The 21,069-nt window shown below is 70.5% G+C and carries 20 protein-coding genes and 1 pseudogene; 11 read left to right on the top strand and 10 right to left on the bottom strand.

The features are described from left to right. Positions 1-232: 232 nt before the first annotated feature. The 6 genes from ACGFWE_RS01300 to ACGFWE_RS01325 all read right to left on the bottom strand — a co-directional run bounded on the left by ACGFWE_RS01300 (position 233) and on the right by ACGFWE_RS01325 (position 5,247). Entirely contained in the window at positions 233-646 is a 414-nt protein-coding gene (locus tag ACGFWE_RS01300; protein WP_393597000.1) for a cupin domain-containing protein, read from the bottom strand. Positions 647-682: 36 nt separating this feature from the next. Further along, positions 683-1,450: an SDR family NAD(P)-dependent oxidoreductase gene (locus ACGFWE_RS01305; protein WP_393597002.1), complete on the bottom strand. Its 768-nt coding sequence runs from the start codon at positions 1,448-1,450 to the stop codon at positions 683-685. Positions 1,451-1,517: 67 nt separating this feature from the next. After that, on the bottom strand, positions 1,518-2,774 hold the full coding sequence (locus tag ACGFWE_RS01310) for an MFS transporter (RefSeq protein WP_393597004.1): 1,257 nt from the start codon (positions 2,772-2,774) through the stop codon (positions 1,518-1,520). 162 nt (positions 2,775-2,936) lie between these two features. Continuing rightward, entirely contained in the window at positions 2,937-3,467 is a 531-nt protein-coding gene (locus ACGFWE_RS01315; RefSeq protein WP_352385341.1) for a cyclophilin-like fold protein, read from the bottom strand. A gap of 13 nt (positions 3,468-3,480) precedes the next feature. Then, a complete protein-coding gene (locus tag ACGFWE_RS01320; protein WP_393597007.1) occupies positions 3,481-4,146 on the bottom strand; it encodes an SDR family NAD(P)-dependent oxidoreductase in 666 nt (221 codons plus the stop codon). Positions 4,147-4,230: 84 nt separating this feature from the next. Further along, entirely contained in the window at positions 4,231-5,247 is a 1,017-nt protein-coding gene (locus ACGFWE_RS01325; protein ID WP_393597009.1) for a zinc-dependent alcohol dehydrogenase family protein, read from the bottom strand. Positions 5,248-5,430: 183 nt separating this feature from the next. On the opposite strand from ACGFWE_RS01325, the gene ACGFWE_RS01330 reads away from it, so the two are divergent. The 6 genes and pseudogenes from ACGFWE_RS01330 (at position 5,431) to ACGFWE_RS01355 (ending at position 13,060) form a co-directional block, all read left to right on the top strand. Beyond that, on the top strand, positions 5,431-6,300 hold the full coding sequence (locus ACGFWE_RS01330; protein ID WP_393597011.1) for a helix-turn-helix domain-containing protein: 870 nt from the start codon (positions 5,431-5,433) through the stop codon (positions 6,298-6,300). 140 nt (positions 6,301-6,440) lie between these two features. Then, on the top strand, positions 6,441-7,598 hold the full coding sequence (gene solA, locus ACGFWE_RS01335) for an N-methyl-L-tryptophan oxidase (protein WP_393597013.1): 1,158 nt from the start codon (positions 6,441-6,443) through the stop codon (positions 7,596-7,598). A gap of 461 nt (positions 7,599-8,059) precedes the next feature. Continuing rightward, a pseudogene (locus tag ACGFWE_RS01340) lies at positions 8,060-8,773 on the top strand (SGNH/GDSL hydrolase family protein); the annotation flags it as partial. A 179-nt stretch (positions 8,774-8,952) separates the two neighbouring features. Next, positions 8,953-9,978: a glycoside hydrolase family 5 protein gene (locus tag ACGFWE_RS01345; protein ID WP_393597014.1), complete on the top strand. Its 1,026-nt coding sequence runs from the start codon at positions 8,953-8,955 to the stop codon at positions 9,976-9,978. Positions 9,979-10,088: 110 nt separating this feature from the next. After that, positions 10,089-11,468 carry a ricin-type beta-trefoil lectin domain protein gene (locus ACGFWE_RS01350; protein ID WP_393597016.1) on the top strand — a complete coding sequence of 460 codons (1,380 nt, stop codon included), beginning with the start codon at positions 10,089-10,091 and terminating at the stop codon, positions 11,466-11,468. A gap of 26 nt (positions 11,469-11,494) precedes the next feature. After that, complete coding sequence (locus ACGFWE_RS01355; protein WP_393597018.1) at positions 11,495-13,060, top strand: lectin; 1,566 nt, start codon at positions 11,495-11,497, stop codon at positions 13,058-13,060. A gap of 276 nt (positions 13,061-13,336) precedes the next feature. On the opposite strand, the gene ACGFWE_RS01360 is transcribed toward ACGFWE_RS01355, so the two are convergent. Continuing rightward, on the bottom strand, positions 13,337-14,092 hold the full coding sequence (locus ACGFWE_RS01360) for an alpha/beta hydrolase (RefSeq protein ID WP_352385327.1): 756 nt from the start codon (positions 14,090-14,092) through the stop codon (positions 13,337-13,339). A 321-nt stretch (positions 14,093-14,413) separates the two neighbouring features. On the opposite strand from ACGFWE_RS01360, the gene ACGFWE_RS01365 reads away from it, so the two are divergent. Further along, positions 14,414-15,127 (top strand): GAF and ANTAR domain-containing protein, encoded by a 714-nt coding sequence (locus tag ACGFWE_RS01365; protein ID WP_393597019.1) that lies wholly within the window; start codon positions 14,414-14,416, stop codon positions 15,125-15,127. Positions 15,128-15,169: 42 nt separating this feature from the next. Here the strand turns inward: ACGFWE_RS01365 and ACGFWE_RS01370 are convergent, their stop codons facing one another. After that, on the bottom strand, positions 15,170-15,697 hold the full coding sequence (locus ACGFWE_RS01370; protein WP_393598888.1) for a TetR/AcrR family transcriptional regulator: 528 nt from the start codon (positions 15,695-15,697) through the stop codon (positions 15,170-15,172). Between the two features lie 26 nt (positions 15,698-15,723). On the opposite strand from ACGFWE_RS01370, the gene ACGFWE_RS01375 reads away from it, so the two are divergent. Both ACGFWE_RS01375 and ACGFWE_RS01380 read left to right on the top strand, forming a co-directional pair. Then, entirely contained in the window at positions 15,724-16,260 is a 537-nt protein-coding gene (locus ACGFWE_RS01375) for an FAD-dependent monooxygenase (RefSeq protein ID WP_393597021.1), read from the top strand. 241 nt (positions 16,261-16,501) lie between these two features. Further along, positions 16,502-17,392 carry a hypothetical protein gene (locus ACGFWE_RS01380; protein WP_393597023.1) on the top strand — a complete coding sequence of 297 codons (891 nt, stop codon included), beginning with the start codon at positions 16,502-16,504 and terminating at the stop codon, positions 17,390-17,392. A 214-nt stretch (positions 17,393-17,606) separates the two neighbouring features. Here the strand turns inward: ACGFWE_RS01380 and ACGFWE_RS01385 are convergent, their stop codons facing one another. Beyond that, entirely contained in the window at positions 17,607-18,596 is a 990-nt protein-coding gene (locus ACGFWE_RS01385; protein ID WP_393597025.1) for an SDR family oxidoreductase, read from the bottom strand. 203 nt (positions 18,597-18,799) lie between these two features. Between ACGFWE_RS01385 and ACGFWE_RS01390 the strand changes: the two genes are divergently transcribed. After that, the gene (locus ACGFWE_RS01390; protein WP_393597027.1) at positions 18,800-19,546 is read left to right on the top strand and encodes a phosphotransferase family protein; all 747 of its coding nucleotides are present in this window, start codon (positions 18,800-18,802) and stop codon (positions 19,544-19,546) included. An 18-nt stretch (positions 19,547-19,564) separates the two neighbouring features. Here the strand turns inward: ACGFWE_RS01390 and ACGFWE_RS01395 are convergent, their stop codons facing one another. After that, positions 19,565-20,155 carry a TetR family transcriptional regulator gene (locus ACGFWE_RS01395; RefSeq protein WP_352385311.1) on the bottom strand — a complete coding sequence of 197 codons (591 nt, stop codon included), beginning with the start codon at positions 20,153-20,155 and terminating at the stop codon, positions 19,565-19,567. 73 nt (positions 20,156-20,228) lie between these two features. Between ACGFWE_RS01395 and ACGFWE_RS01400 the strand changes: the two genes are divergently transcribed. Beyond that, the gene (locus tag ACGFWE_RS01400; RefSeq protein WP_393597028.1) at positions 20,229-21,029 is read left to right on the top strand and encodes an SDR family NAD(P)-dependent oxidoreductase; all 801 of its coding nucleotides are present in this window, start codon (positions 20,229-20,231) and stop codon (positions 21,027-21,029) included. The last annotated feature ends 40 nt before the right edge of the window (positions 21,030-21,069 follow it).

The following is a 21,069-nucleotide window of genomic DNA, read 5'->3' on the forward strand; positions in this document are numbered from 1 at the left end:
GGCAACCGCGTGCTCGGGCAGCGGCTACTGGGCACCTGGGGAGTCTTGCACCACCGGCAACGCTCGTGGCAGGGAGACTTTCCTCCCCCCTTCAGGCTCCGTCGGAGGCGACTGGCCGACGTCATCGGGGGCATTTGCGCGCGGGGCAGGGCAGGCGGCCGTGTCCGGGAAGCCGTGATGTCGTGACGTCGTGAGCGGGGCCCGGATGCGGGTGGGACGGGCCGGCCGGGAGCTACTGGTCGCGGGTGCGGCGGCCGTTGTACTGCTGGTCGTTGACCGGCTCGGCCCACGTGGTCTCGGGAGTGCCGTCCGCCGTGCCCTCCCACAGAGCGATGTGCTCCATGAACCGGTCGGGGGCGGCGCCGTGCCAGTGCTCCTCGTTCGGCGGACACGCGACGGTCTCGCCGGGGCGGGCCTCGAAGACGGTGCCGTCCCGGGTGCCGATCAGGGCGATGCCGGAAACGACGTGCAGGGTCTGGCCCACGGCGTGGGAGTGCCAGTTGGTGCGGGCGCCCGGCGAGAAGCGGACCAGGTTGGCACGCATCCGGGACGGCTCCTGGCCGGCCACGATGACGTCCCACCACACATCGCCGGTGAACCAGTCCGCCGGGGCCTTGCTGCTGGGCTGCGCCTTGATGAATTCCATGATGTCTCTCAACTCTCCTTGATGCGTGGGCTGTTGTCAGCGGGCGACGTAGCCACCGTCCACGGGGAGGGCGACGCCCACGACGAAACCCGCTCCGGGGCTGCACAGCCACAGGACCGCCTGGGCGATCTCCTCGGCGGTGCCGAGCCGGTTGATGGGCTGGTTGGCCTCGGCCTCCGCGCGGTCGAGCTCCCCCTTGTCGATCATGTCACTGACCATCGGGGTGTCGATCGTGCCCGGGCAGACGGCGTTGACGCGGATACCGCGCGGGGCGTATTCGAGGGCCGCGCTGCTCGTCAGGCCGATGACGCCGTGTTTGGAGGCATGGTAGGAGGCCCGTCCCGGAAGGCCGACCAGGCCGCCGAGGGAGGAGCAGTTGACGATGGCGCCACTGCCCTGCGCACGCATGTGCCGCAGCTCGTGCTTCATGCACGCCCACACGCCGCGGAGGTTGATGGCGTTGACGCGGTCGAACCGTTCGGCGGGTTCGTCGGCGGCGTCGCTGGGCGGGATCTGGATTCCGGCGTTGTTGTAGGCCATGTCCAGGCGGCCGAAGGTCTCCACCGTGCGGTCGACCGCGGCGGCGACCTGGTCCTCGTCACTGACGTCACAGGTGAGGGCGAGGACCCGGTGGCCGGCGCCGGTGAGGTCCTTCGCGGCGGCGTTCAGGGCCGCTTCGTCGATGTCGGTGAGCGCGACGGCGGCTCCGGACTCGGCGAACGCGCGGGCGGTCGCCAGGCCCATGCCGGCACCGGCCCCGGTGACGAGAGCGGCCTGGCCGGTGAAGTCGTACGTGGGATTCACTGCTGTTGTCCCTTCAGGTGGGGAATGTGGGGCACGACGGTGGGCGGTGCGCGGATCCGGGCACGAGTCAGCGCTGCGACGGCACCTGCGCGGCCTCGTCGCGTCGCGCCTGCGTGGACACGCTGCTGCGGGCCACGATCCGGCCCTTGCCGGACGAGCCGTGGACGGCGAGGGCGATCAGCGGCAGCAGGGTGAGGGCGGCGATGACGGTGCCGACCAGGGGCGGCCCGGTCAGACCGAGGGAGGAGTCCAGGGCCGTACCGGCGATCAGCGAACCGGCGGCGATACCGGTGTTGAAGGCGGACGTGGTCAACGCCGAGGTGAGAGTGGGCGCATCGCCCGCGAAGCGCATGGCCAGCGCGGTGACCACCGGGTTGACCGTGAAGCCGGTCAGGCCCATGAGGAAGACGAGAAGCGTGGCCGTGACAGGGTTGCCGGACAGCGGGATCATCAGGAACAGGACCAGGGCGGTGGCCGCGGCGGCCGTGATGGTGGTGGACATCGGACGCCGGTCACCCAGGCGGCCGCCCGTGGTGGTGCCGCCCAGGGCGCCGACGCCGAACGCGATCAGGACGAGCGGTACGGCGCCTGCCGGGATGCCCGCGCGGTCGGTCAGCAGCGGCGTGACGTAGGTGTACGTCGCCAGGACCCCGCCCATGATGAGCATCGCGGCGCCCAGCGCCAGCCACAGCCGGCCCTGGCGCAGGGCCCGGACCTCGGCCCGCAGGGACACCTCGACGCGCTGCTCCCGGGCCGGGATGAAACGGCCGATGAAGACGGCGGCGAGCCCGGAAAGGACGGCCAGGGCCCAGAAGGGGCCGCGCCAGCCGGTGAACTGGCCGGCGAAGGAACCGATCGGCACGCCGACGACGTTGGCCAGGGTCAGGCCGCCGATCATGACGCCCGTGGCGCGGGTGGCGTTGTGCGGTCCCGCGGCGGTGGTGGCGACGACGAAGCCCACGGACCAGAACGCTCCGGTGGCCAGGGCGGTGACGACGCGGGCGGCGAGGACGATCGTGAAGGAGGTGCTGAGGGCGGCGACCAGATGCCCGAGGCAGAACACGGCCAGGGCGAGGATCAGCGTCCGGCGCTGGGGAAGGCGCAGGGTCGCCATGGCCATGGTCGGCGCTCCGACGATCATGCCGATGGCGAAGGCGGTGATCAGCAGGCCGGCGTGGGAGACGCTGACTCCGAGGCCATCGGCCAGCTCCGGCAGCAGACCGGCGACGACGAACTCGGTGGTCCCCATCAGGAACGTGCCGGCGGCGAGCACCCAGACGACGAAGGGGAGCTTGCCGGGGGTGGTCCCGGACGCGGAAGGCATACGTGTGGTCTCTCCTTGCGTGGACATCGGGGGATCGTGGTGGCGGCTGAAGCCGTAGGGACGGACGGCGCGGCCACGTCTTCGACGGTCCCATGCAGCGAACCGGGCGAAAAGGGGAGGATCTCCTCCCCCCCTTCATGCGGGGGCGAACGGCGAGGCGGGTCAGGGCGCGGCTTCGATGGTGATCCGGCCGGCCCCGGCAAGCCGGTCGGCGTCGGCGTCGATGTGGCCGAGGATGAGCAGGTCGGGGTTGGCGGAGTCGCCGTCGCGGTAGAAGAGGGCCAGGTTGCCCCAGGGCGCGTAGTAGGTCAGGTCGCCGGCCTTCGGCGCGCGCGGCTCGGGTGCGCCCGAGGTGGTCAGTCTGCGCGGCAGGTCGGCGATCCGCTCCGTCTGGTGGAAGTCCTCCAGATCCAGGGAGAGCGGGAGCAGTTCGGCGAAGTCACCGGCGGCCGGGCTGTCGTTCAGGGCGGCGTCGACGGGGCGGCCGTCGAGGGTGACCCGGATGTCCATGGCGGTGTTCCTGTCGGACGGGGTGGTGCGTGCCTCGGCCGTCGGTGTGTGCTGTCGGGCGGAGGACGCGGAGGATGTCTTGTGCGGGGCGGCCGGTGAGGTGTCGCCGCAGGCCGCCGCGACCAGCAGCACAGTGATGGCCGTGGCGGCACGGGCGACGGCGCGGAGGGTGGCCGAGTTCATGGTGTCGTCCGGGTCAGTCGGGCAGGGGCTCGGCGTAATGGCGGAAGCCGTCCCGCTCGGCGTGGAGGTCGTACAGGCGCTCGGCCAGCACGTCGGGGCTGCTGTGCTCGGCGTCGGGCCGGATCGCTCCGGGGATGATCAGCTGGGCGGCGTGGATGTTCTCCGGGGCGAGCGTGTCGTGCAGCATGCGGGCGTAGGCGCTCTCGGCGGCGAAGGCGATCGAGGTTCCGGCGACCTTCGGATTGGGGCGTACGGCGCTGGAGCCGTTGACGAACAGCAGCGTGCCGCGGCCGAGTTCGCGCATGCCGGGCAGGACGGCGTTCACCGCGGTGACGGGGCCCTTGACGGAGAAGGCGAGCGGGGCGTCCAGGTCGTCGGCGCTCGTGTCGAGGACGGGCTTCATGAAGTCGGCGCGGGGCACGGGGCTGTACTGGAGGATCTCGACGGTGCCCAGGTCGGCCGCGGCCGCGTACAGGGCCGCGGTCAGGGACTCGATGTCGAGGACATCGGCCGGGTAGCCGCGCGCCTGGACGTCGTCGCGGGCGAGGTCGGCCGTCAGACCGTCCAGCTTCTGCTCGTCGCGGGCGATGAGGGCGACGGTGTGGCCGGCGGCCCCGAAGCGCCGGGCGGTGGCGAGCCCTAGGCCGGGTCCGGCACCGATGAGGGCGAAGGTCGTCATGTCAGTCCTTGTGCGAGCGGGGGTGGTTGCCGGTCCTTGGGCCGCACCGCGCCGGTGCGGCCCCGGGTGCGGACGCGTCTGCGCTCAGGGCTTGAGCAGGGTCTTGATGGCGCGGCGCTCGTCCATGGCCTTGTAGCCTTCGGCGACCTGGTCCAGGGGCAGGGTGAGGTCGAAGACCTTGCCCGGGTTGATCCGGCCGGTCAGGACGAGGTCGATCAGGTCGGGCAGGTATCGGCGCACGGGGGCCGGGCCGCCCCGCAGGCCGACCTGGGAGAAGAACAGCTCCTGGCCGTCGATCGAGACCTCGTGGGGGACTCCGACGAAGCCGACGTTGCCGCCGGGGCGCGTGGAGTGCAGGGCCTGCCGCATGGACTCGGCGGTGCCGACGCACTCCAACACGGAGTCGGCGCCGATGCCGCCGGTGAGGTCCTTGACGCGGGTGATGCCTTCGTCGCCGCGCTCACTGATGATGTCGGTGGCGCCGAACTCGCGGGCGAGCTTCTGCCGGGACTGGTGCCGGGACATGGCGATGATCCGCTCCGCACCGAGTTCCTTGGCGGCGATGACACCGCACAGGCCGACCGCTCCGTCGCCGACCACCACGGCCGTCGAGCCGGGCTTCACCTCGGCGGCGAGGGCGGCGTACCAGCCGGTGCCCATCACGTCCGAGACGGCGAGCAGGCTAGGAACCAGCTCCGCGTCCGGGAGCTCGTCGGTGGCGACGAGGGTGCCGTGGGCGTTGGGGATGCGCACGTGGTCGGCCTGTGCGGTGCTCATGAACTCGCGGTTCAGACAGGAGGACTGCCAGCCGCCCCGGCAGTTCACGCAGGTGTTGTCCGAGGTGGCGAAGGAACCGACGACGAACTGGCCCGGCCTGACGTTGGTGACCTCGCTGCCGACCTCCTCGACGATGCCGACGTACTCGTGCCCCATCGGGTGCGGGTCGCCGATCGGTTCCGCGCCGCGATAGGGCCACAGGTCCGAGCCGCACACACAGGTGGCGGCCGTACGGATGACGGCGTCGGTCGGCGTGAGGATCTTCGGGTCGTCCAGGGTCTCGAAGCGCACATCGCCGGGGGCGTGAATGACTGCTCCGCGCATGGGGTCTTCCTTCGGTGCGGGGATCGGTGAGCCGCAGCCGTCGTGAGGAACGCGACTGCTCATGATCGAGCCTCACACGCGGGGGCAGGCGCGAAAAGCGGAGAGAAATATCCCGGGAGGGAAACATCCTGGGAGGAAATTCTCCCCCCTTGTCCAGGTGCGATCGATGCCATCCTGGGAAGCATGACCGCCAACGTTCCCCTCAATGAGCTGGGAGAATTCCTCAAGAAGCGCCGCTCCGAGCTGAGCCCCCGCACGGTCGGCCTGCCCGAGACGGGCAAGCCCCGCCGGGTGGAGGGGCTGCGCCGCGAGGAGGTCGCCCAGCTCGCCAGCATCAGCACCGACTACTACACCCGCCTGGAGCAGGGCCGTATGCAGGCGTCGGCGCCCGTGCTGGATATCCTCGCCCGGGTGCTCCACCTGGACGACGACGAGCGCGGTTACCTCTTCCAGCTCGCCGGCAAGACCACCAACCGCACCCGGCGCCGCGGCCGCCAGAAGGTCCAGCCGCAGTTGCAGCGGGTCCTGGACGACCTCACCGCCACCCCGGCCATCGTGCAGGGACGGCGCGGGGACATCCTCGCCTGGAACGCCCTGGCCGCCGCCCTGGTCACCGACTTCTCCCGCATCCCGGAAAAACACCGCAACTATCCGCGGATCATCTTCACCACTCCCGCGATGCGCAACCTGTACGCCGACTGGGAGACCTCCGCGCACATCGCCGTCGCCCAACTGCGCATGGAGGCGGCGAAGTATCCCGAGGACCCCCGCCTGATCGAACTGGTCGGTGAACTGTCCCTGCGCGACAAGCAGTTCGCCCGCTGGTGGGGCGATCACCATGTCGCCGCCCGCACCGTGGGCACGAAGACCCTCAACCATCCCGTCGTCGGCGAACTCGTCCTGGACTGGGACACCCTCACCGCCAACACGGACCCCGACCAGAATCTGACCGTCTGGACCGCCGAGCCCGGCTCCCCCACCCACGAACGCCTGCGCATCCTGGCCTCCTGGGCCGCCGACCAGGACCTGCCCGCCTCCTCCCCCGCCGGCTGACCGCGACGGGCTCATTCGGTCCGTCAAACGGCACAAACCCAGGCTCCGATTCGAGTTCGGTCGTCCCGGCAGCAATGATCGGGATCCTCGACACGTCCTATCGTTGAACGAGGTCGAAGTGACATTCCGAGGAGTCGACGATGGCAGCCCCCTACGACGTCATCGTGATCGGACTCGGTGGCATGGGCAGCGCCGCTGCGTACCACCTGGCCGGGCGAGGCAAGCGGGTCCTCGGGCTGGAACAATTCCGCCCCGCCCACGCTCTGGGGGCCAGCCACGGCGCCTCGCGCATCTACCGGCAGAGCTACGCCGAGGGCTCCGGCTACGTACCCCTGCTGTTGCGCTCCCGCGAGTTGTGGCACCAACTTTCTGCGGACTGCCGCCAGGAGGTGTTCACGACCACCGGAGGGCTGGTCATCGGACCGCAGGACAGCCCGATGGTCGCCGGAAGCGTTCGCAGCGCCCGGGACTGGGGACTGGCCCACGAGATGCTCGACAGGGCCGAGCTCCGCCGCCGCTTCCCCACGTTCACCCCCGCCGACGACGAGGTGGCCTTCTACGAGCGCGAGGCCGGCGTGGCCCGGCCCGAACTCACCGTCTCGGCCCACCTCGACCTGGCCGCACGGCGCGGCGCCGACCTGCGCTTCGAGGAGCCCGTCCGCAGCTGGCGGATCGACGCCCCCGGCAACGTCCGGGTCACCACGGCGAAGGGGACGTATGTGGCGGACCGACTGGTCATCGCCCCGGGCGCGTGGGCGTCCCGGCTCCTGCGGGGCATCGACGTTCCGGTGCACGTGGAGCGGCGCGTCATGTACTGGTTCGCTCCCCGGGGCGGCACCGCGCCCTTCACTGCGGACCGGCATCCGGTCTACGTCTGGGAGGACCGCGACGGCACCGACATCTACGGCTTCCCCGCGCTCGACGGCCCGGACGGCGGCGCCAAGGTCGCCTTCCACACCGTGGGCTCCCGCGCCGACCCGGACGAGCTCGACCGGGAGATCCATCCGGAGGAGGTGGAAGCGATGCGCGCGTATCTGCGTCCGCGGATCCCCGCGCTGGCCGACGGACGATTCCTGACGGGTGCCGCCTGCACGTACACGCTCACCCCCGACGAGCACTTCGTGCTGTCCACCCATCCGCAGCATCCCCAGGTCACCATCGCCTGCGGCTTCTCCGGGCACGGCTTCAAGTTCGTTCCCGTCATCGGCGAGATCATCGCCGACCTGGCCGTCGAGGGCTCCACGGCCCACCCGATCGCCGCTTTCGACGTGCGACGCTTCGACACCGTCGAGAGCTGACGAATCCCTTGAAGTGCGTGACCGCATTCAATACGAGTGCCGGTAAGTCCCACAGATCTCGCATTACTGCTGGAGATCGTTCAATAGTCGACGCATCACGCGGTTTTCGAAGTATGTGCGGACCCGGCATTCAGCGGCATGCCTGACGTCGGGTTTCGACAGACTCCTTGACGACGTCCTGGCGCCTTCCTAATCTCCGTGGGAGCGTTCCCATGCACGTCCGAGCGATCCTGAGAGTCAACGGTTCACTCGGCACCCCCCACGCATCGGAGACCTTCATGACCGACTCACGCCTCGGCATCGTGCCATCAGCGCGGAGAGCGATCCGGTTGTCGCAAGCGAATTGGTCGGCCGCATCATCGCCGTCGTACTGACCGGCAGACGTATCACCCCGCCGCCCCATGTCACCCAGTACGCCGTCGGCCTCATGGCGCTCCATGCTCGAACAGGAAGGAACCGACATGCGCAGCACCCCGCACTTACCGTTGTTCCGGATTCTCCTGACTCTGCTTCTGCTCGCCCTCGGCGGGACCCTCGCACCCACGGTCGCCGCCGCTCCCGCAGCGGCCCCCGTACGCATCATGCCGCTGGGTGACTCGATCACCGGCTCCCCCGGCTGCTGGCGGGCGGTGCTGTGGAACCGCCTGCGCAGCGGCGGGCACGCGAACATCGACTTCGTCGGCACCCTCAAGGAGCAGGGCTGCCCCCAGTCGTTCGACGGCGACAACGAAGGCCACGGCGGTGAGCTCGTGACCAACGTGGCGAACCAGAACCTGCTCCCTGCCCGCCTCTCGGCCACCCGTCCCGACATCGTTGTCATGCACTTCGGCACGAATGACGTCTGGAGCAGCATCGCGCCCGACCGCATCCTCGCCGCCTACACCAAGCTGGTCACACAGATGCGGGCGTCCAACCCGAACATGAAGATCCTGGTCGCACAGATCATTCCGATGAACCCCTCCGGCTGCACCGGCTGTGCCGGTCGAGTGGTCGACCTGAATGCGCGGATCCCCGGCTGGGCCCGGGCGACCGGTACAAGCCGCTCTCCGGTGACTGTGGTCGACCAGTGGACGGGCTTCAACACCTCGGGTGATACCTACGACGGGGTACACCCCTCCGCCTCCGGCAACACGAAGATCGCCGCCCGCTGGTATCCCGCCCTCGCCGCTCTCCTGTGAACGGGGTGGCGAGCGGCCCGGACACCTATGGCCGCCTGCCCGGCCGCTGTTGGGGCCGCCTCCTCACGGCACGAGCCGCTCCAGTCAGCCGCATGACACGACCCACCCCTCCTCAGCACACCCCTCCCCCTCTCGGAGCCGCCACCATGAGAGTCCGCACCCGAACCGCCCCACGAATGGCCGCCGTCCTGGCGACTCTCCTGGGTCTCCTCGTCCCCCTGCTCGGTCTCGCCGCCCCGGCCCAGGCCGCGCCCAGTGGCTTCCGCGTCCAGAACGGCAGGCTGCTGGAAGCGTCCGGCAACGACTTCGTGCTGCGGGGCGTCAACCACGCCCACACCTGGTACCCGAACCGGATCAGCTCCCTTTCCCACATCAAGGCCAAGGGCGCCAACACCGTCCGAGTCGTCCTCGCCGGCGGTGACCGCTGGACTCGCAACACCGCCGCCGACGTGGCCAACGTCATCACCCAGTGCAAGCAGAACCGGCTCATCTGCGTCCTGGAAGTGCACGACACCACGGGCTACGGCGACCAGAGCGGTGCGATCACCCTGTCCCGCGCCGCCGACTACTGGATCAGCGTGAAGAGTGCCCTGGCCGGCCAGGAGAAGTACGTCATCGTCAACATCGGCAACGAGCCGTACGGAAACAGCAACTACACACGGTGGACCGCCGACACGAAGGCCGCCGTCCAGAAGCTGCGGAGCGCCGGGTTCAGCCACACGCTGATGGTGGACGCGCCCAACTGGGGTCAGGACTGGGCGTTCACGATGCGCGACAACGCCGCGTCGGTGTTCGCCGCCGACCCGGACCGCAACACGGTGTTCTCGGTCCACATGTACGGCGTCTTCAACACGGCCGCGAAGGTCGACGACTACCTGAACCGTTTCGTGGCCGCGAAACTCCCCATCGTGGTAGGCGAGTTCGGCCACAACCACTCGGACGGCAACCCCGACGAGGACGCCATCCTGGCTGCCGCGCAGCGACTGCGCATCGGCTACCTGGGCTGGTCCTGGAGCGGCAACAGCAGCGATGTGCAATACCTGGACCTGGTCACCGGCTTCGACCCCAACCAGCTCACCAGTTGGGGCCGGCGCCTCTTCAACGGAACGAACGGCATTGCTGCCACCGCCAAGGAGGCCGCGGTCTTCTCCACCGGCGCCACGGGCACCACTCCCCCGGCCGTTGCCCAGCGCTCCGGCTGAGGCGACTCGGCCCTATGGCTGTCATGCGCACGCCACGCACGCATGACATACGCCGCCGCCGGTTCGGCGCGACTCCCGCAACCACGACAAAGGCATGGAGGAGCAGGACGATGCACACGAGCATCATCGACGTCCCGGATTCCCGCGACGCCCGTACCCGCCCGAAGGGATTCCGCAGGAGGAGCAGGACCGTGAGCAGGACCGTCACCTTGAAGGCCGCTGTGCTCGCGGCCGTGACCGGCCTGATCACCGCACTGGCGGCGATCCAGCCGGCATCGGCGCAATCGCCGACGGCGGCGGCCAACCCGTACGAGCGGGGACCGGCTCCCACCGTCAGCAGTGTTGCGGCCCAGCGGGGCACGTTCGCGACCGCCGAGGTGACCGTGCCGCCCGGCAACGGCTTCAACGGCGGGAAGATCTACTACCCGACGGACACCTCTCCGGGCACGTGGGGTGCGGTGGCCGCCGTGCCCGGCTACACCGCCAAGTGGGCTGTCGAAGGCGCGTGGATGGGACCTTGGCTCGCGTCCTTCGGGTTCGTCGTCATCGGCATCGACACCAACAGCCCCAACGACTACGACACCGCCCGCGGCACCCAGCTCCTCGCAGCCCTGGACTACCTCACCCAGAAGAGCCCGGTGCGCGACCGCGTCGACCCCAACCGGCTGGGCGTGCTCGGCCATTCCATGGGCGGTGGCGGCGCCATCAGCGCGGCCGAACGCCGGCCGTCACTCAAGGCAGCCCTGCCGCTCGCACCCTTCTCCCCCTCGCAGAACCTGTCCAGCCTGCGCGTGCCCACGATGATCATGGGCGCACGGGACGACGGCACGGTCACTCCCTCCTACCTCAACGGCCTCTACGGCAGCATGCCGACCGCCACCCAGAGCGCCTACATCGAGCTCACCAGCGGCGGCCACGCCTTCCCCACCTGGGGGAACTCCGATGTGACGCGTCGTACGATCCCCTGGCTGAAGATCTTCCTCGACAACGACACCCGCTACACGCAGTTCATGTGCCCGTCGCTGGCGGACAGCAGTGGAATCTCCCGGTCCCAGACCAAGTGCCCGTATGTGCCGCCGGGGGGAACGACCACTCCACCGCCGAGCGGGGGACAGATCGTCGGCGCCGGTTCGGGCCGCTGCCTGGACGTACCGAACGCGTCGCAGACCAACGGCGTCCAGGTCCAGCTATGGGACTGCTCGGGCAACGTCAACCAGAAGTGGGCGCGCACCGACGCCGGAGAACTGCGCGTGTACGGCGGCAAGTGCCTGGACGCCGAGACCTCGGGAACGGCCACCGGCACACGGGTCGTCATCTGGGACTGCCACGGCGGGCAGAACCAGCGCTGGAACGTCAACGCCAACGGCACGATCACCAGCGTCGGCTCCGGTCTGTGCCTGGACACGAACAACGCCGGCACCGGGAACGGCGCCCAGACCGTCCTGGGGAACTGCAACGGCGCGTCCACGCAGCGCTGGACCGTCCGCTGACGAGGACGCAACCCGAGGAGAAACCCATGCTCAGACTCATCCGCGCGGTTCTGTCCGCGGCCCTGGTAGCCGCCGCCGTACCTCTCGCCCTCTTACCCGCTCCCCGGGCCCTGGCGCTCGACAACGGCCTTGCCCGTACTCCGCAGTTGGGCTGGAACGACTGGAACAGCTTCGGCTGCAACGTGAGTGATCGTCTGATCCGGGAGACCGCCGACGCGATGGTGTCCAGCGGCATGGCCGCGGCCGGCTATCAGTACGTCAACATCGACGACTGTTGGTCGACACGCAACCGCGACGCGGGCGGCAACCTGGTCGCGGACCCCGTCAAATTCCCAGGCGGCATGAAGGCAGTCGCCGACTACGTGCACGGCAAGGGGCTGAAGCTCGGCATCTACTCGTCGGCCGGCCTGACCACCTGCGCCGGATACCCCGCCAGCCTCGGCAACGAGCAGCGGGACGCCAACCTGTGGGCGTCCTGGGGCATCGACTATCTCAAGTACGACAACTGCGGTGACCACCAGGGCCGCAGCGGACAGGACCGCTACACCGCCATGCGCGACGCTCTCGCCAGGACCGGCCGCCCCATCCTGTTCGCCCTCTGCAACTGGGGTCAGGACCAGGTCGGCACCTGGGGCCCGGCCACCGGCAACTCCTGGCGCAACACCGGCGACATCCAGGCCAACTGGAACTCCGTGATGGGCATCCTGGACGCCCAGCCCGCCTGGGCGGGCTCCTCCCGCCCAGGTGCCTGGAACGACCCGGACATGCTGGAGGTCGGCAACGGCCTGTCCGACACCGAGTCCCGAGCCCACTTCAGCCTCTGGGCGCTGCTGAACGCGCCACTGATCGCGGGCAACGATCTGCGTTCCATGAGTGCCGCCACCAAGTCGATCCTGACCAACACCGAGGTCATCGGGGTCAACCAGGACTGGGGCGGCCGCCAGGGCAACCGCCTCGTCGACAACGGTGACACCGAGGTGTGGACCAAGCCGATGGCGGGCGGCTCGGTCGCCGTGGTGCTCCTCAACCGCGGCAGCGGCACGGCCACCGTCTCCACGTCCGCTTCCCAGATCGGCCTCGGTGCGGCGTCCAGTTACTCCGTACGCGATCTGTGGGCGCACTCCAGCAGCACGACCAGCGGCTCCCTCAGCGCCTCGGTCCCCGCCCACGGCGCCGCGATGTACGTGGTCTCCGGCGGCGGCAGCTCCTACTCGCTGAAGGGCCAGGGCTCCGGCCGCTGCCTGGACATCACCGGCGGCGCCCAGGCCAACGGCACGCTCGCCGAGATCTGGGACTGCAACGGCGGCGCCAACCAAAGGTTCACCAGCACCGGCGCGGGCGAGCTACGGGTCTACGGCGGTACCAAGTGCCTGGACGTCGTCGGCGCCGCCACCGCCAACGGCACCGCCGTGAACATCTGGGACTGCAACGGCCAGTCCAACCAGCAGTTCCGACTCAACGCCGACGGCACCATCACCACCGTCGGCTCCGGCAAGTGCCTCGACGTCAATGGCGGCGCGACCACCAACGGCACCAAGGTCCAGATCTGGGACTGCGGTGGCGGGGCCAACCAGAAGTGGACCCGCGTCTGACCGAGCGAGAATGACGTACACCGTCCGGGCCGAGGCAGCGGTCAGTCAGGCCCGGGCGGACCTTCTCGTGACGCGCACGAGACAGCCGTAGCTCCTGGCACGGATCATCGTCCGGGCCGGATCGGGGGCGGAACGAGAATGCGGCATCGTGAGCCGGTCCAACGCCCGCTGCACTACTTCGTCGACCTCGAAGTCGTCCATGTTCTTCGCCTGCCCTACGGATGCGCCTTCAAGGACTACGAGCCGGGGCGACGGCGGTGGGCGTACCGGAATTCCTCATGGCAGGAACTGCAGAATCTGCCGGGCGGTGGTGTCGGGGCGACTGAAGTGGACCGCGTGGGCCGCGCCGGGCACCACGGCGAGTCGGCCGTGCGGCAGGTGGGCGGTCACTCGCTCGGCCCAGGGCTGAGGGGCCACCGGATCGCCGGATCCCCTCAGCACGAGGGTCGGCGCCTCGATGCGACGCAGGTGCGCCTCGAACGGGCCGGACGCGTCCTGGCGTGCGCGATGGAACCCCGCGAGGGACCGGGCCGCTCCGGTGACCAGGTAGTCGGCGGCGGCCACAGCGAGGAGCGACAGCGGTTCCTTCGGCGCGTCGGTCAGCAGTCGCAGCAGTTGCCGCACCGGTGACAAGGCCGTCGCGTCGAGTGCGGGGCCAATGAGCACCATCCGCTCCACCAGTCGAGGGTGCTCGGCCGCGAGGGCCGCGGTCACCTGGCAGCCGACCGAGTTGGCTACGAGGACGCAAGGGCCGATCGCCGCGGCGGTCCGCCAGCGCAGCAACGCTTCCACCGTTTCCTCGACGTCCGGGGCACGCCGGACGGCCCGCCGCGAGCGTACGTTTCCCGGGAGGTCCGGTACCAGCACGGTGCGTCCCGCAGCCGCCAGGGACCGGGCGAGAGGGGTGAAGTAGCGTCCTGACAGGCCGAGGCCGTGGACCATGACGACCGCGGCTCCGCTCGGGGGCCAGGGGCCCAGGCGCAGGGTGTACAGACCCGCAACGCGCCCTTCGCGCCGAGCAGTTGAGCGCACGGGCTGCTCTCCCACCCCGGGCGAGGCGACGACAGCCTCGCGCCTACGTCCACGACGGGTGCGCAGGGCGGGAGCAGACCCGACCGGCCCCTCTTCGGTATGTCGGCAGTCCATGGCCTGATCGTCGCCCACTCCACCCACTTCAGCTCCGGTCGTCTTCGCGCGTCCCTGCTCTCTTTGCCGAGTCACCGTGACAGAACGTCCCAATCATCCCGTTCACGGCTTCGGGCGTCACCGCCACGGGTCCGGGTACTTCGCTGGCATGACCCTTCTTCAGCACACAGGGACGGCACCTGGCCCTGAGTACGAGCGGAGTGCCGGATGACCTCGAAAGCGGCACAGACGGCGCTGCTGGTCGCCGAAGCAGCCACCGTCGCGCGCACGGAGGAGATTCCCCGGCAGGTGTGCGCGGCCGTATGTGAGGGGCTCGGTGTGGACGGTGCGACCCTCTCCCTTCTCACCAACACTCCCTCGCGGCAACTGCTCGCCGCCTCGAACGACGATGCCCTGCTGCTGGAAGAGATCCAGTTCACGGTGCTTGAGGGCCCCTGTCTCGCCGCCGCTCACCGCGGTGAGACCGTCGCGGTGCACGACCTGCGGCACGAGGTGACGCCCTGGCCCCTGTTCGGCGCGTCCGTACGCGACAAACTGCCGCAGGTCGCGTCGGTGTACGCGCTGCCCCTGTTCTTCGGCGACTACGTCCTGGGGTCCGTGGACCTGCTGGCCCGTCGAACGCACGCTTTGAGCGCGTACGAGCTGGAAGAGGCGGAGGGAGTGGCCGAGGCCGTCTCAGCCGCTCTCATGTCGACTCGCGACATGATCCTGAGCGGAGGGCGCCCGCCCGCCTGGGAACCGGAGGAGCTCGTTCGCGCCCACTGGTTCGACACCGCCCGCGCTGTCGGAGCGTTGGCCTCCCGGCAGGGACTCACTCCGGAGGACGCCCTGGCCCGCATGCGTGCCGAGGCGTTCCATACCGGCAGGTCACTGGCTGACATCACCGCCGACATCTTGCGCGACCCGCCTCAGGACCCTTAGCTGGCGGCTGTCCCGGCACCTCCGTACAAACGAACGAAGCGCTCATCTCCCCCCTTCTCGCCAGGGCCGGAGCGCCAGCTCCGTCGCCTCCCGCACCTGCGCCCGCAGGAGGACGGCGTCGGGAGTCACGCCGTCGGTCGCGCCGCCCTCCTCGTCCATGAGCGCCATGAGCGCGTCCAGTGCGCCGCTCACCGCTCCCGTCAGCGCACCGGCCAGCGCGGCCGTGCTCACCCGGTCCAACTCGTCGGGGGACGCGGCGTGCAGTTCCCGCGCGATCTCGCGCTGCGCGTCCAGCTGGATCTGCAGCGCCTTGCCCCGCACCGCCGGCACGGTCCGGAACAGCCGCATGCGTACGGCGGCCATCGGGCCGACCATGTCGGCATCGGTTTCCGCGACGTTCTCCAGCGCCCGTACGAGGACGTCCACGGGCCCCTCGGCCGGGCCGCGCAGGGCCTCCTTGCCGCCGAAGGCGCGCACCACGGTCGCCGGCCCCAGGCTGGCCTTCTTGGCGATGACCTCGACGGTGAGGGACGTACCTGGTTCGGCCGGCAGTTCCGTCGCGGCCCGCAGGCGACGTCGAGCAGCACAAGCGCCTGGTGAGCGACGCGCTCGCGGGCGAGCCCACCTGGCGGGTCAGGGAACTGCTCGCCGCGTCGCTGGCTGCACCTGACTTCTACTTCGACGCTCTCAGCCAGGTCCACATCGACTCCTGGTCGACCGGCCGGGTGGCCCTGGTGGGCGATGCCGCCTGGTGTGCCTCCCCGGCCTCGGGTGCCGGCGCGGAACTGGCCCTGGTCGGCGCGCACCGGCTGGCCGTGGCCCTCGCGACGGACCCGGGCGACCACCGGCTCGCCTTCTCCCGGTACCACGACAGCCACCGCGCTCTGGTCCGCGCCAAACAGAAGATCGGCCCCGACATCCGCCTCATGGTGCCCAGGACCGCGCTGGGCAGGCGGATCCGCGAGACCTTGGCCCGGCTCCCGCTGCTACCCGCACTCGCCGCGATCGAGCGCCTCACCCGGACCAAGGGCCCCAGCCCCCTTCCGCAGCTGGACCGGGCCAGGCCGGGGCAGGCCGGGATGCGAAGCGGTGAGGTGCGCGGGAGGCTGGTGTCATGCCGGAACGCCGCGTGATCGCCTGCCCGCCGTCCGGGACGGGTGGCGGCGGGTTGGGCGTCGGCGATCGAATGCTCGGCGCGGCCTACCGCGTCCATGACCTCGGCCTCACCGTCTTTCGGCGGAACACGGGCCTGAGCGGCCGGGACGAGCCGGACGCCGCCGCAACGGGACCCGTCGAAAGGCATGCGGGCGAGCCGGAGGTGTGGAGACGCTGAACGCGCGCACAGGCCGCCGTCGGGACGGCAAAGGAACCGACGTGGAAGCCGTCCTCGACGAGCTCTACACCACGCCGCCGTCCGGCTTCGTCACCCGGCGGGAGACGCTGGCCCTCGCCGCGAAAACGGCCGGCCGGGTCGACGACGCCCGCCGCATCCGCGCCGCCCGCCGGCCCACCCTCGCGGCCTGGGCGGCCAACCTCCTGCTGCGCTCCCAGCCGGAAGAGAGCCGGCAGTTCCTGGAACTGGGGCGCGCGCTGCGCGAGGCCTACCAGACTCTGGACCCCGCCGGCCTCAAGGATCTCTCCGCGCAGCGCCGCCGTGTCGTCTCCGCGCTGTCCCGACAGGCCGCCCAACTCGCCCGCGACGCCGGTCAGCAGCTCTCGGAGCCGGTCCAGCAGGATCTCGAAGCGACCCTGCGCGCCGTACTCGCCGATCCGGAGGCAGCCGATCAGTGGGCGGGCGGCCGCCTGGTCAGCGCCCTCACCCCGCCCTCGGAGTTCCGCCCGGGCAGCACACCCGTGGCCAGCAGACCGGGCACCCGAAGCCGCCCGGCGCCCCCGCCCCCGCCTCCGGCAAGAGCGACCAAGGACGAAGTCGCCGAGCGGCGCCGTGCACGTCAGGAGCAGTTGGCCCGGGCACGGCAGGACGCCGAGGCAGCCGAGCAGCGTCTGCGCGAAGAGCGCGCACGGCAGGCGGACGCCGACGCCGAGCTGCAGCGGGCCCGCGAGCGCACCGAGCAGGCCCGCCGACAGGCGTCCACCGTCGAGGAGCAACTGCAGCAGGCGCGCGAGGAGTGCCGTCGAGCGGAGAACGAACAGCAGAAGGCCGAGGAAGACAGCCGGTCCGCTGCGGACGCCCTGGCCCGGGCCGAGCGGGCGGCACACGAGAGTGCGCAGCAGGTACGCCGTATGTCCAGAGGCGGCACATAGACAGTGCCGGAACGCAGTTCGGGTTGTCTCCCCGCGGCGGTCGCAGCCCGGCTCCTCAGCTGTGGCATCGTGCCGTGCCAGGGCGAGCCGGTCCCGGTCGGCGTCCTGGTCCGGCGGCCGTCGCCCGTCCGGTCTCGCTCGCACCGGACGGGCAACGTCGCGTAGGCACGAGCCTCGACCCCGTCACCGTGTCAGGCCCCGTACCCCATCACTCTCAGGCGGCCGCCGCGCCCCGAGTCATCCTGCGGCCGGCGGTCACGGCTGCTCCGGCCAGTGCGGCGGCGACGGCGGTCCGGCGTATCGCGGTGCGTCGCCCTCCGTGCCAGCCGCCGCGCACCGCGCCTTCTCCGGCAGCCGGTACGTGCAGCGCTCCGTGGGTGACCGGGGCCGCCTCGTCGTGATCGAGATGACCCTTGTCCGTCTGCCGTGCCATGGTCCGCTCCGCGAGCCCGGGCATGATCCGGGACTGGCGGACGAGGGCGCGGCCCGCCGGACCGACCACCACCTCGCGGCGAGGACGGCGCACGAGGTCGACGACCGCCCGGGCGACGCGTTCCGGGGTGTAGACCGGCGGCATGGCGACCACCTTGTGCCCGGTGTAGTTCGCCGCCTGCTGGAAGTGCGGCGTGTCGATGGTGGCGGGCATCACCGTGCACACGTGCACGCCCTTCACCCCCTCGACCCTCAGCTGCTGCCGCAGGCTCGATCCGAGCCCTCGGACGGCGTGCTTGGACATGCTGTAAGGGTGGCTGTACGGCTGGGACACGGCACCCACGATGGACGAGATGTTGATCAGCGTGCCGCTCCCCTGCTCCCGCATCACCGGCAGCGCGGCCCGGGCTCCGTGCACGTAACCCATCACGTTGACATCCAGGACCTTGCGGAAGTCCTCCAGCGGCACGTCCTCGAAGCGGCCGAAGGCGTTGACAGCCGCGTTGTTCACCCAGACATCGATACGGCCGAACTCCGCCACCGCCCGCCGTGCGAGGTTCTCGACCGCTCCGGCGTCCGTCGTGTCCGTCGGCACCACCAGCGTCCGGGCCCCGCGATGCTTCTCGCACTCCCTGGCCGCCGCCTCCAGTGCCTCCTCGCGGCGCGCGGCGAGCACCACGGCGCAGCCCTTGCGGGCGAAGGCCTCGGCCGTGGCCCGTCCGATGCCGCTGGATGCTCCGGTCACCACCACGACGTGATCGCGCAGTCCCATACGTACCTCCTCCTCAGGTCTGCCGAGCCGGGCGCCCCGTCGCCCGCCTCCGTGGCGGACCGAGTACCCGGCTGACACCGAACCGACCTACAGGGGCAGACAGGCGCCGACGCACACCTTGGTCCGATCTGCGCGGTCAGCCGCACAACCGCACGCGACAAACCCGGCGACGTCGGCGATCGCCCCCGGGATACTGGTCGCCCATGGATGAGGTCCAAGTCGTCGTCGCCCATTCCGAGCGCGCGACCCTGCGCGTCGGTGACGTGTTCGTGAAGGTGGACGCCGATCGGGCGCGCATCGACGCCGAGGTCGAGGCGATGTCCCTCGCGCCGGTCCCGACCCCGGAGATCCTGTGGCGCAAACCGCCCGTGCTCGCGATCGCCGCACTCGCGGGGACGACGCTCGGGCGCCTCGGCGGGCCGTCGACCGGGTCGCCGGCGGCGTGGGCTGCGGCGGGCGCCGCCATCCGGAAGCTGCACGACGCGCCGCTGCCGCCCCGGCTCGGCCGGGCCGGCCGGAGCACGGTCGCGCTGGCGGCGGAACTCGACGTCGAGTGCGAGTGGCTCGTGGCGAACGGCGTCCTGCCGGCCGAGCTGGTCACCCGCAACCGCCGGGTCGCCGAAGCGGCGTTCCGGCCGTGGACTCCGGCGTTCACGCACGGCGACCTGCAGATCGATCACGTCTTCGTCGACGGCGACGAGGTCACGGGCATCATCGACTGGTCCGAGGCGGGCCAGGGCGATGCCCTGTATGACGTCGCGACCTTCACGCTGGGACACGAGGAGCACCTCGACGACGTCATCGCCGGCTATGGCACCTCCATCGACCTCGACGTGATCCACGCGTGGTGGTCGTTGCGAAGCCTGCTGATCGTTCGCTGGTTGATCGAGCACGGCTTCGACCCGTTCGCGCCGGGCTGTGAGGTCGACGTGCTGAGATCCCGGATGTGAGACGGCTCGGCCGGAGCCTCAGGTTGGCCGGCGGACGGCATGCACGGCGGTGTCGTAGAGGTCGAACAGGTCGGCCCGGCCGCCGAGGCGTGCCCACTCCTGGTTCGCTGCCTGCAGGCAGGTGATCGCCGCTGCCGCGATCGCGCGTGCCTGGAGGGCGCGGTGGTCGGAGTCGGGCAGGCGCGGCTCGATCAGCGGAGCGAGCAGGTCTTGCCAGCGGGCCTGCTTCTCGGCGTGGCCGGCGCGCAGCGACTCGTTGCCGAACAGGAGGGTGACCAGTTCGAGCCGGTGCTCGGCGGTGGTCTCTATCTCCTCGACGACCTGGAAGGCCGCGCGTAGCGAGACCCAGCAGTCCTCGTCGGCCGGGCGCTGCGCGAAGCGTTCCGCGATCGACTCGCCTTGTTCTGAAAGGCCGCCGAGCGCGAGGTCTTCCTTGCTCGGGAAGTAGTTGAACAGGGTCCGCCGGGAGACGCCCGCCGCGGCGGCGACCTCCTCCAGTGTCGTGTTGTCGTACCCCTGCGCGGCGAACAGCTCTACGGCGGTCCGGGCGAGCAGGGATCGGACGACGGAGCGGGTCTGCTCACGGATGGATGTCTGTTTCCGGGCCATGCATCGATGGTACAAGCATTCACTCGAGAGAGATATTTGCACTGAGTGCAAGAGTGTGCCTAGGGTGTACGCCATGACAAGGATCGAATATCGCCACCAGACCGTCATCGTCACCGGAGCCAGTTCCGGCCTCGGCGCGGAGTTCGCACAGCAACTGGCCGCTCGGGGCGCGGACCTGGTGCTTGTCGCCCGACGCGCGGACCGGCTGCAGAGCCTGGCCGACGACCTCACCCGCACCCACGGCGTCACGGTGACCGTCATCGCCCGTGACCTCGGTCTGCCCGACGCCGGCCGCACACTGCGCGCCGAGCTCGAATCCCGCGGCATCCACGCCACCGGACTGGTCAACAACGCGGGCTTCGGCACCCACGGCGCCTTCCGGGACGAGGATCCCGAGCGCCTGCAAAGCATGATCGCGCTGAACGTCGCCGCCCTCGTCGACCTCAGCCGCGCGTACATCGACCCGCTGACCTCCGCCGGCAACGGCTTCCTGATCAACGTCGCGAGCCTCCTGGGCTACCAGCCCACGCCGTACCTGGGCGTCTACGGCGCCACCAAGGCATTCGTGCTCAGCTTCACGGAATCGCTGTGGGAGGAGACCCACGGCACCGGCCTTCGCGTCCTGGCCGTGTGTCCCGGGGCGGTGGAGACCGAGTTCTACGACGCTGCCGGCAGCCAGTCGGCGGACTACGGCTCGAAACGGGTCACCGCGGACCACGTCGTGAGGGCGGCCCTCGACACTCTCGACCGCCGCTCCGCACCGCCCTCGGTCATCACCAACGGCCGCCCCCTCGCCCTCGCCGGCAGGTTCCTGCCGAGGCGCACGGTCGTCCGCGCGATGGGCTGGACGGCACGACGCGCCATGCACGCGTAGCCCCACTCACCGCCGGACCGCCACGGGCGTGGGGACCGTC

It is taken from the genome of Streptomyces sp. NPDC048523, assembly GCF_043199815.1.
In the GTDB taxonomy this organism is placed as follows: domain Bacteria; phylum Actinomycetota; class Actinomycetes; order Streptomycetales; family Streptomycetaceae; genus Streptomyces.

Excerpts from the sequence above, each read along its gene's own strand:
- ACGFWE_RS01300 (WP_393597000.1), bottom strand. The coding sequence starts at position 646 with ATGGAATTCATCAAGGCGCAGCCCAGCAGCAAGGCCCCGGCGGACTGG.
- ACGFWE_RS01310 (WP_393597004.1), bottom strand. The coding sequence starts at position 2,774 with ATGCCTTCCGCGTCCGGGACCACCCCCGGCAAGCTCCCCTTCGTCGTC.
- ACGFWE_RS01315 (WP_352385341.1), bottom strand. The coding sequence starts at position 3,467 with ATGAACTCGGCCACCCTCCGCGCCGTCGCCCGTGCCGCCACGGCCATC.
- ACGFWE_RS01320 (WP_393597007.1), bottom strand. The coding sequence starts at position 4,146 with ATGACGACCTTCGCCCTCATCGGTGCCGGACCCGGCCTAGGGCTCGCC.
- ACGFWE_RS01325 (WP_393597009.1), bottom strand. The coding sequence starts at position 5,247 with ATGCGCGGAGCAGTCATTCACGCCCCCGGCGATGTGCGCTTCGAGACC.
- ACGFWE_RS01330 (WP_393597011.1), top strand. The coding sequence starts at position 5,431 with ATGACCGCCAACGTTCCCCTCAATGAGCTGGGAGAATTCCTCAAGAAG.
- solA (WP_393597013.1), top strand. The coding sequence starts at position 6,441 with ATGGCAGCCCCCTACGACGTCATCGTGATCGGACTCGGTGGCATGGGC.
- ACGFWE_RS01345 (WP_393597014.1), top strand. The coding sequence starts at position 8,953 with ATGGCCGCCGTCCTGGCGACTCTCCTGGGTCTCCTCGTCCCCCTGCTC.
- ACGFWE_RS01350 (WP_393597016.1), top strand. The coding sequence starts at position 10,089 with ATGCACACGAGCATCATCGACGTCCCGGATTCCCGCGACGCCCGTACC.
- ACGFWE_RS01355 (WP_393597018.1), top strand. The coding sequence starts at position 11,495 with ATGCTCAGACTCATCCGCGCGGTTCTGTCCGCGGCCCTGGTAGCCGCC.
- ACGFWE_RS01365 (WP_393597019.1), top strand. The coding sequence starts at position 14,414 with ATGACCTCGAAAGCGGCACAGACGGCGCTGCTGGTCGCCGAAGCAGCC.
- ACGFWE_RS01385 (WP_393597025.1), bottom strand. The coding sequence starts at position 18,596 with ATGGGACTGCGCGATCACGTCGTGGTGGTGACCGGAGCATCCAGCGGC.
- ACGFWE_RS01390 (WP_393597027.1), top strand. The coding sequence starts at position 18,800 with ATGGATGAGGTCCAAGTCGTCGTCGCCCATTCCGAGCGCGCGACCCTG.
- ACGFWE_RS01395 (WP_352385311.1), bottom strand. The coding sequence starts at position 20,155 with ATGGCCCGGAAACAGACATCCATCCGTGAGCAGACCCGCTCCGTCGTC.
- ACGFWE_RS01400 (WP_393597028.1), top strand. The coding sequence starts at position 20,229 with ATGACAAGGATCGAATATCGCCACCAGACCGTCATCGTCACCGGAGCC.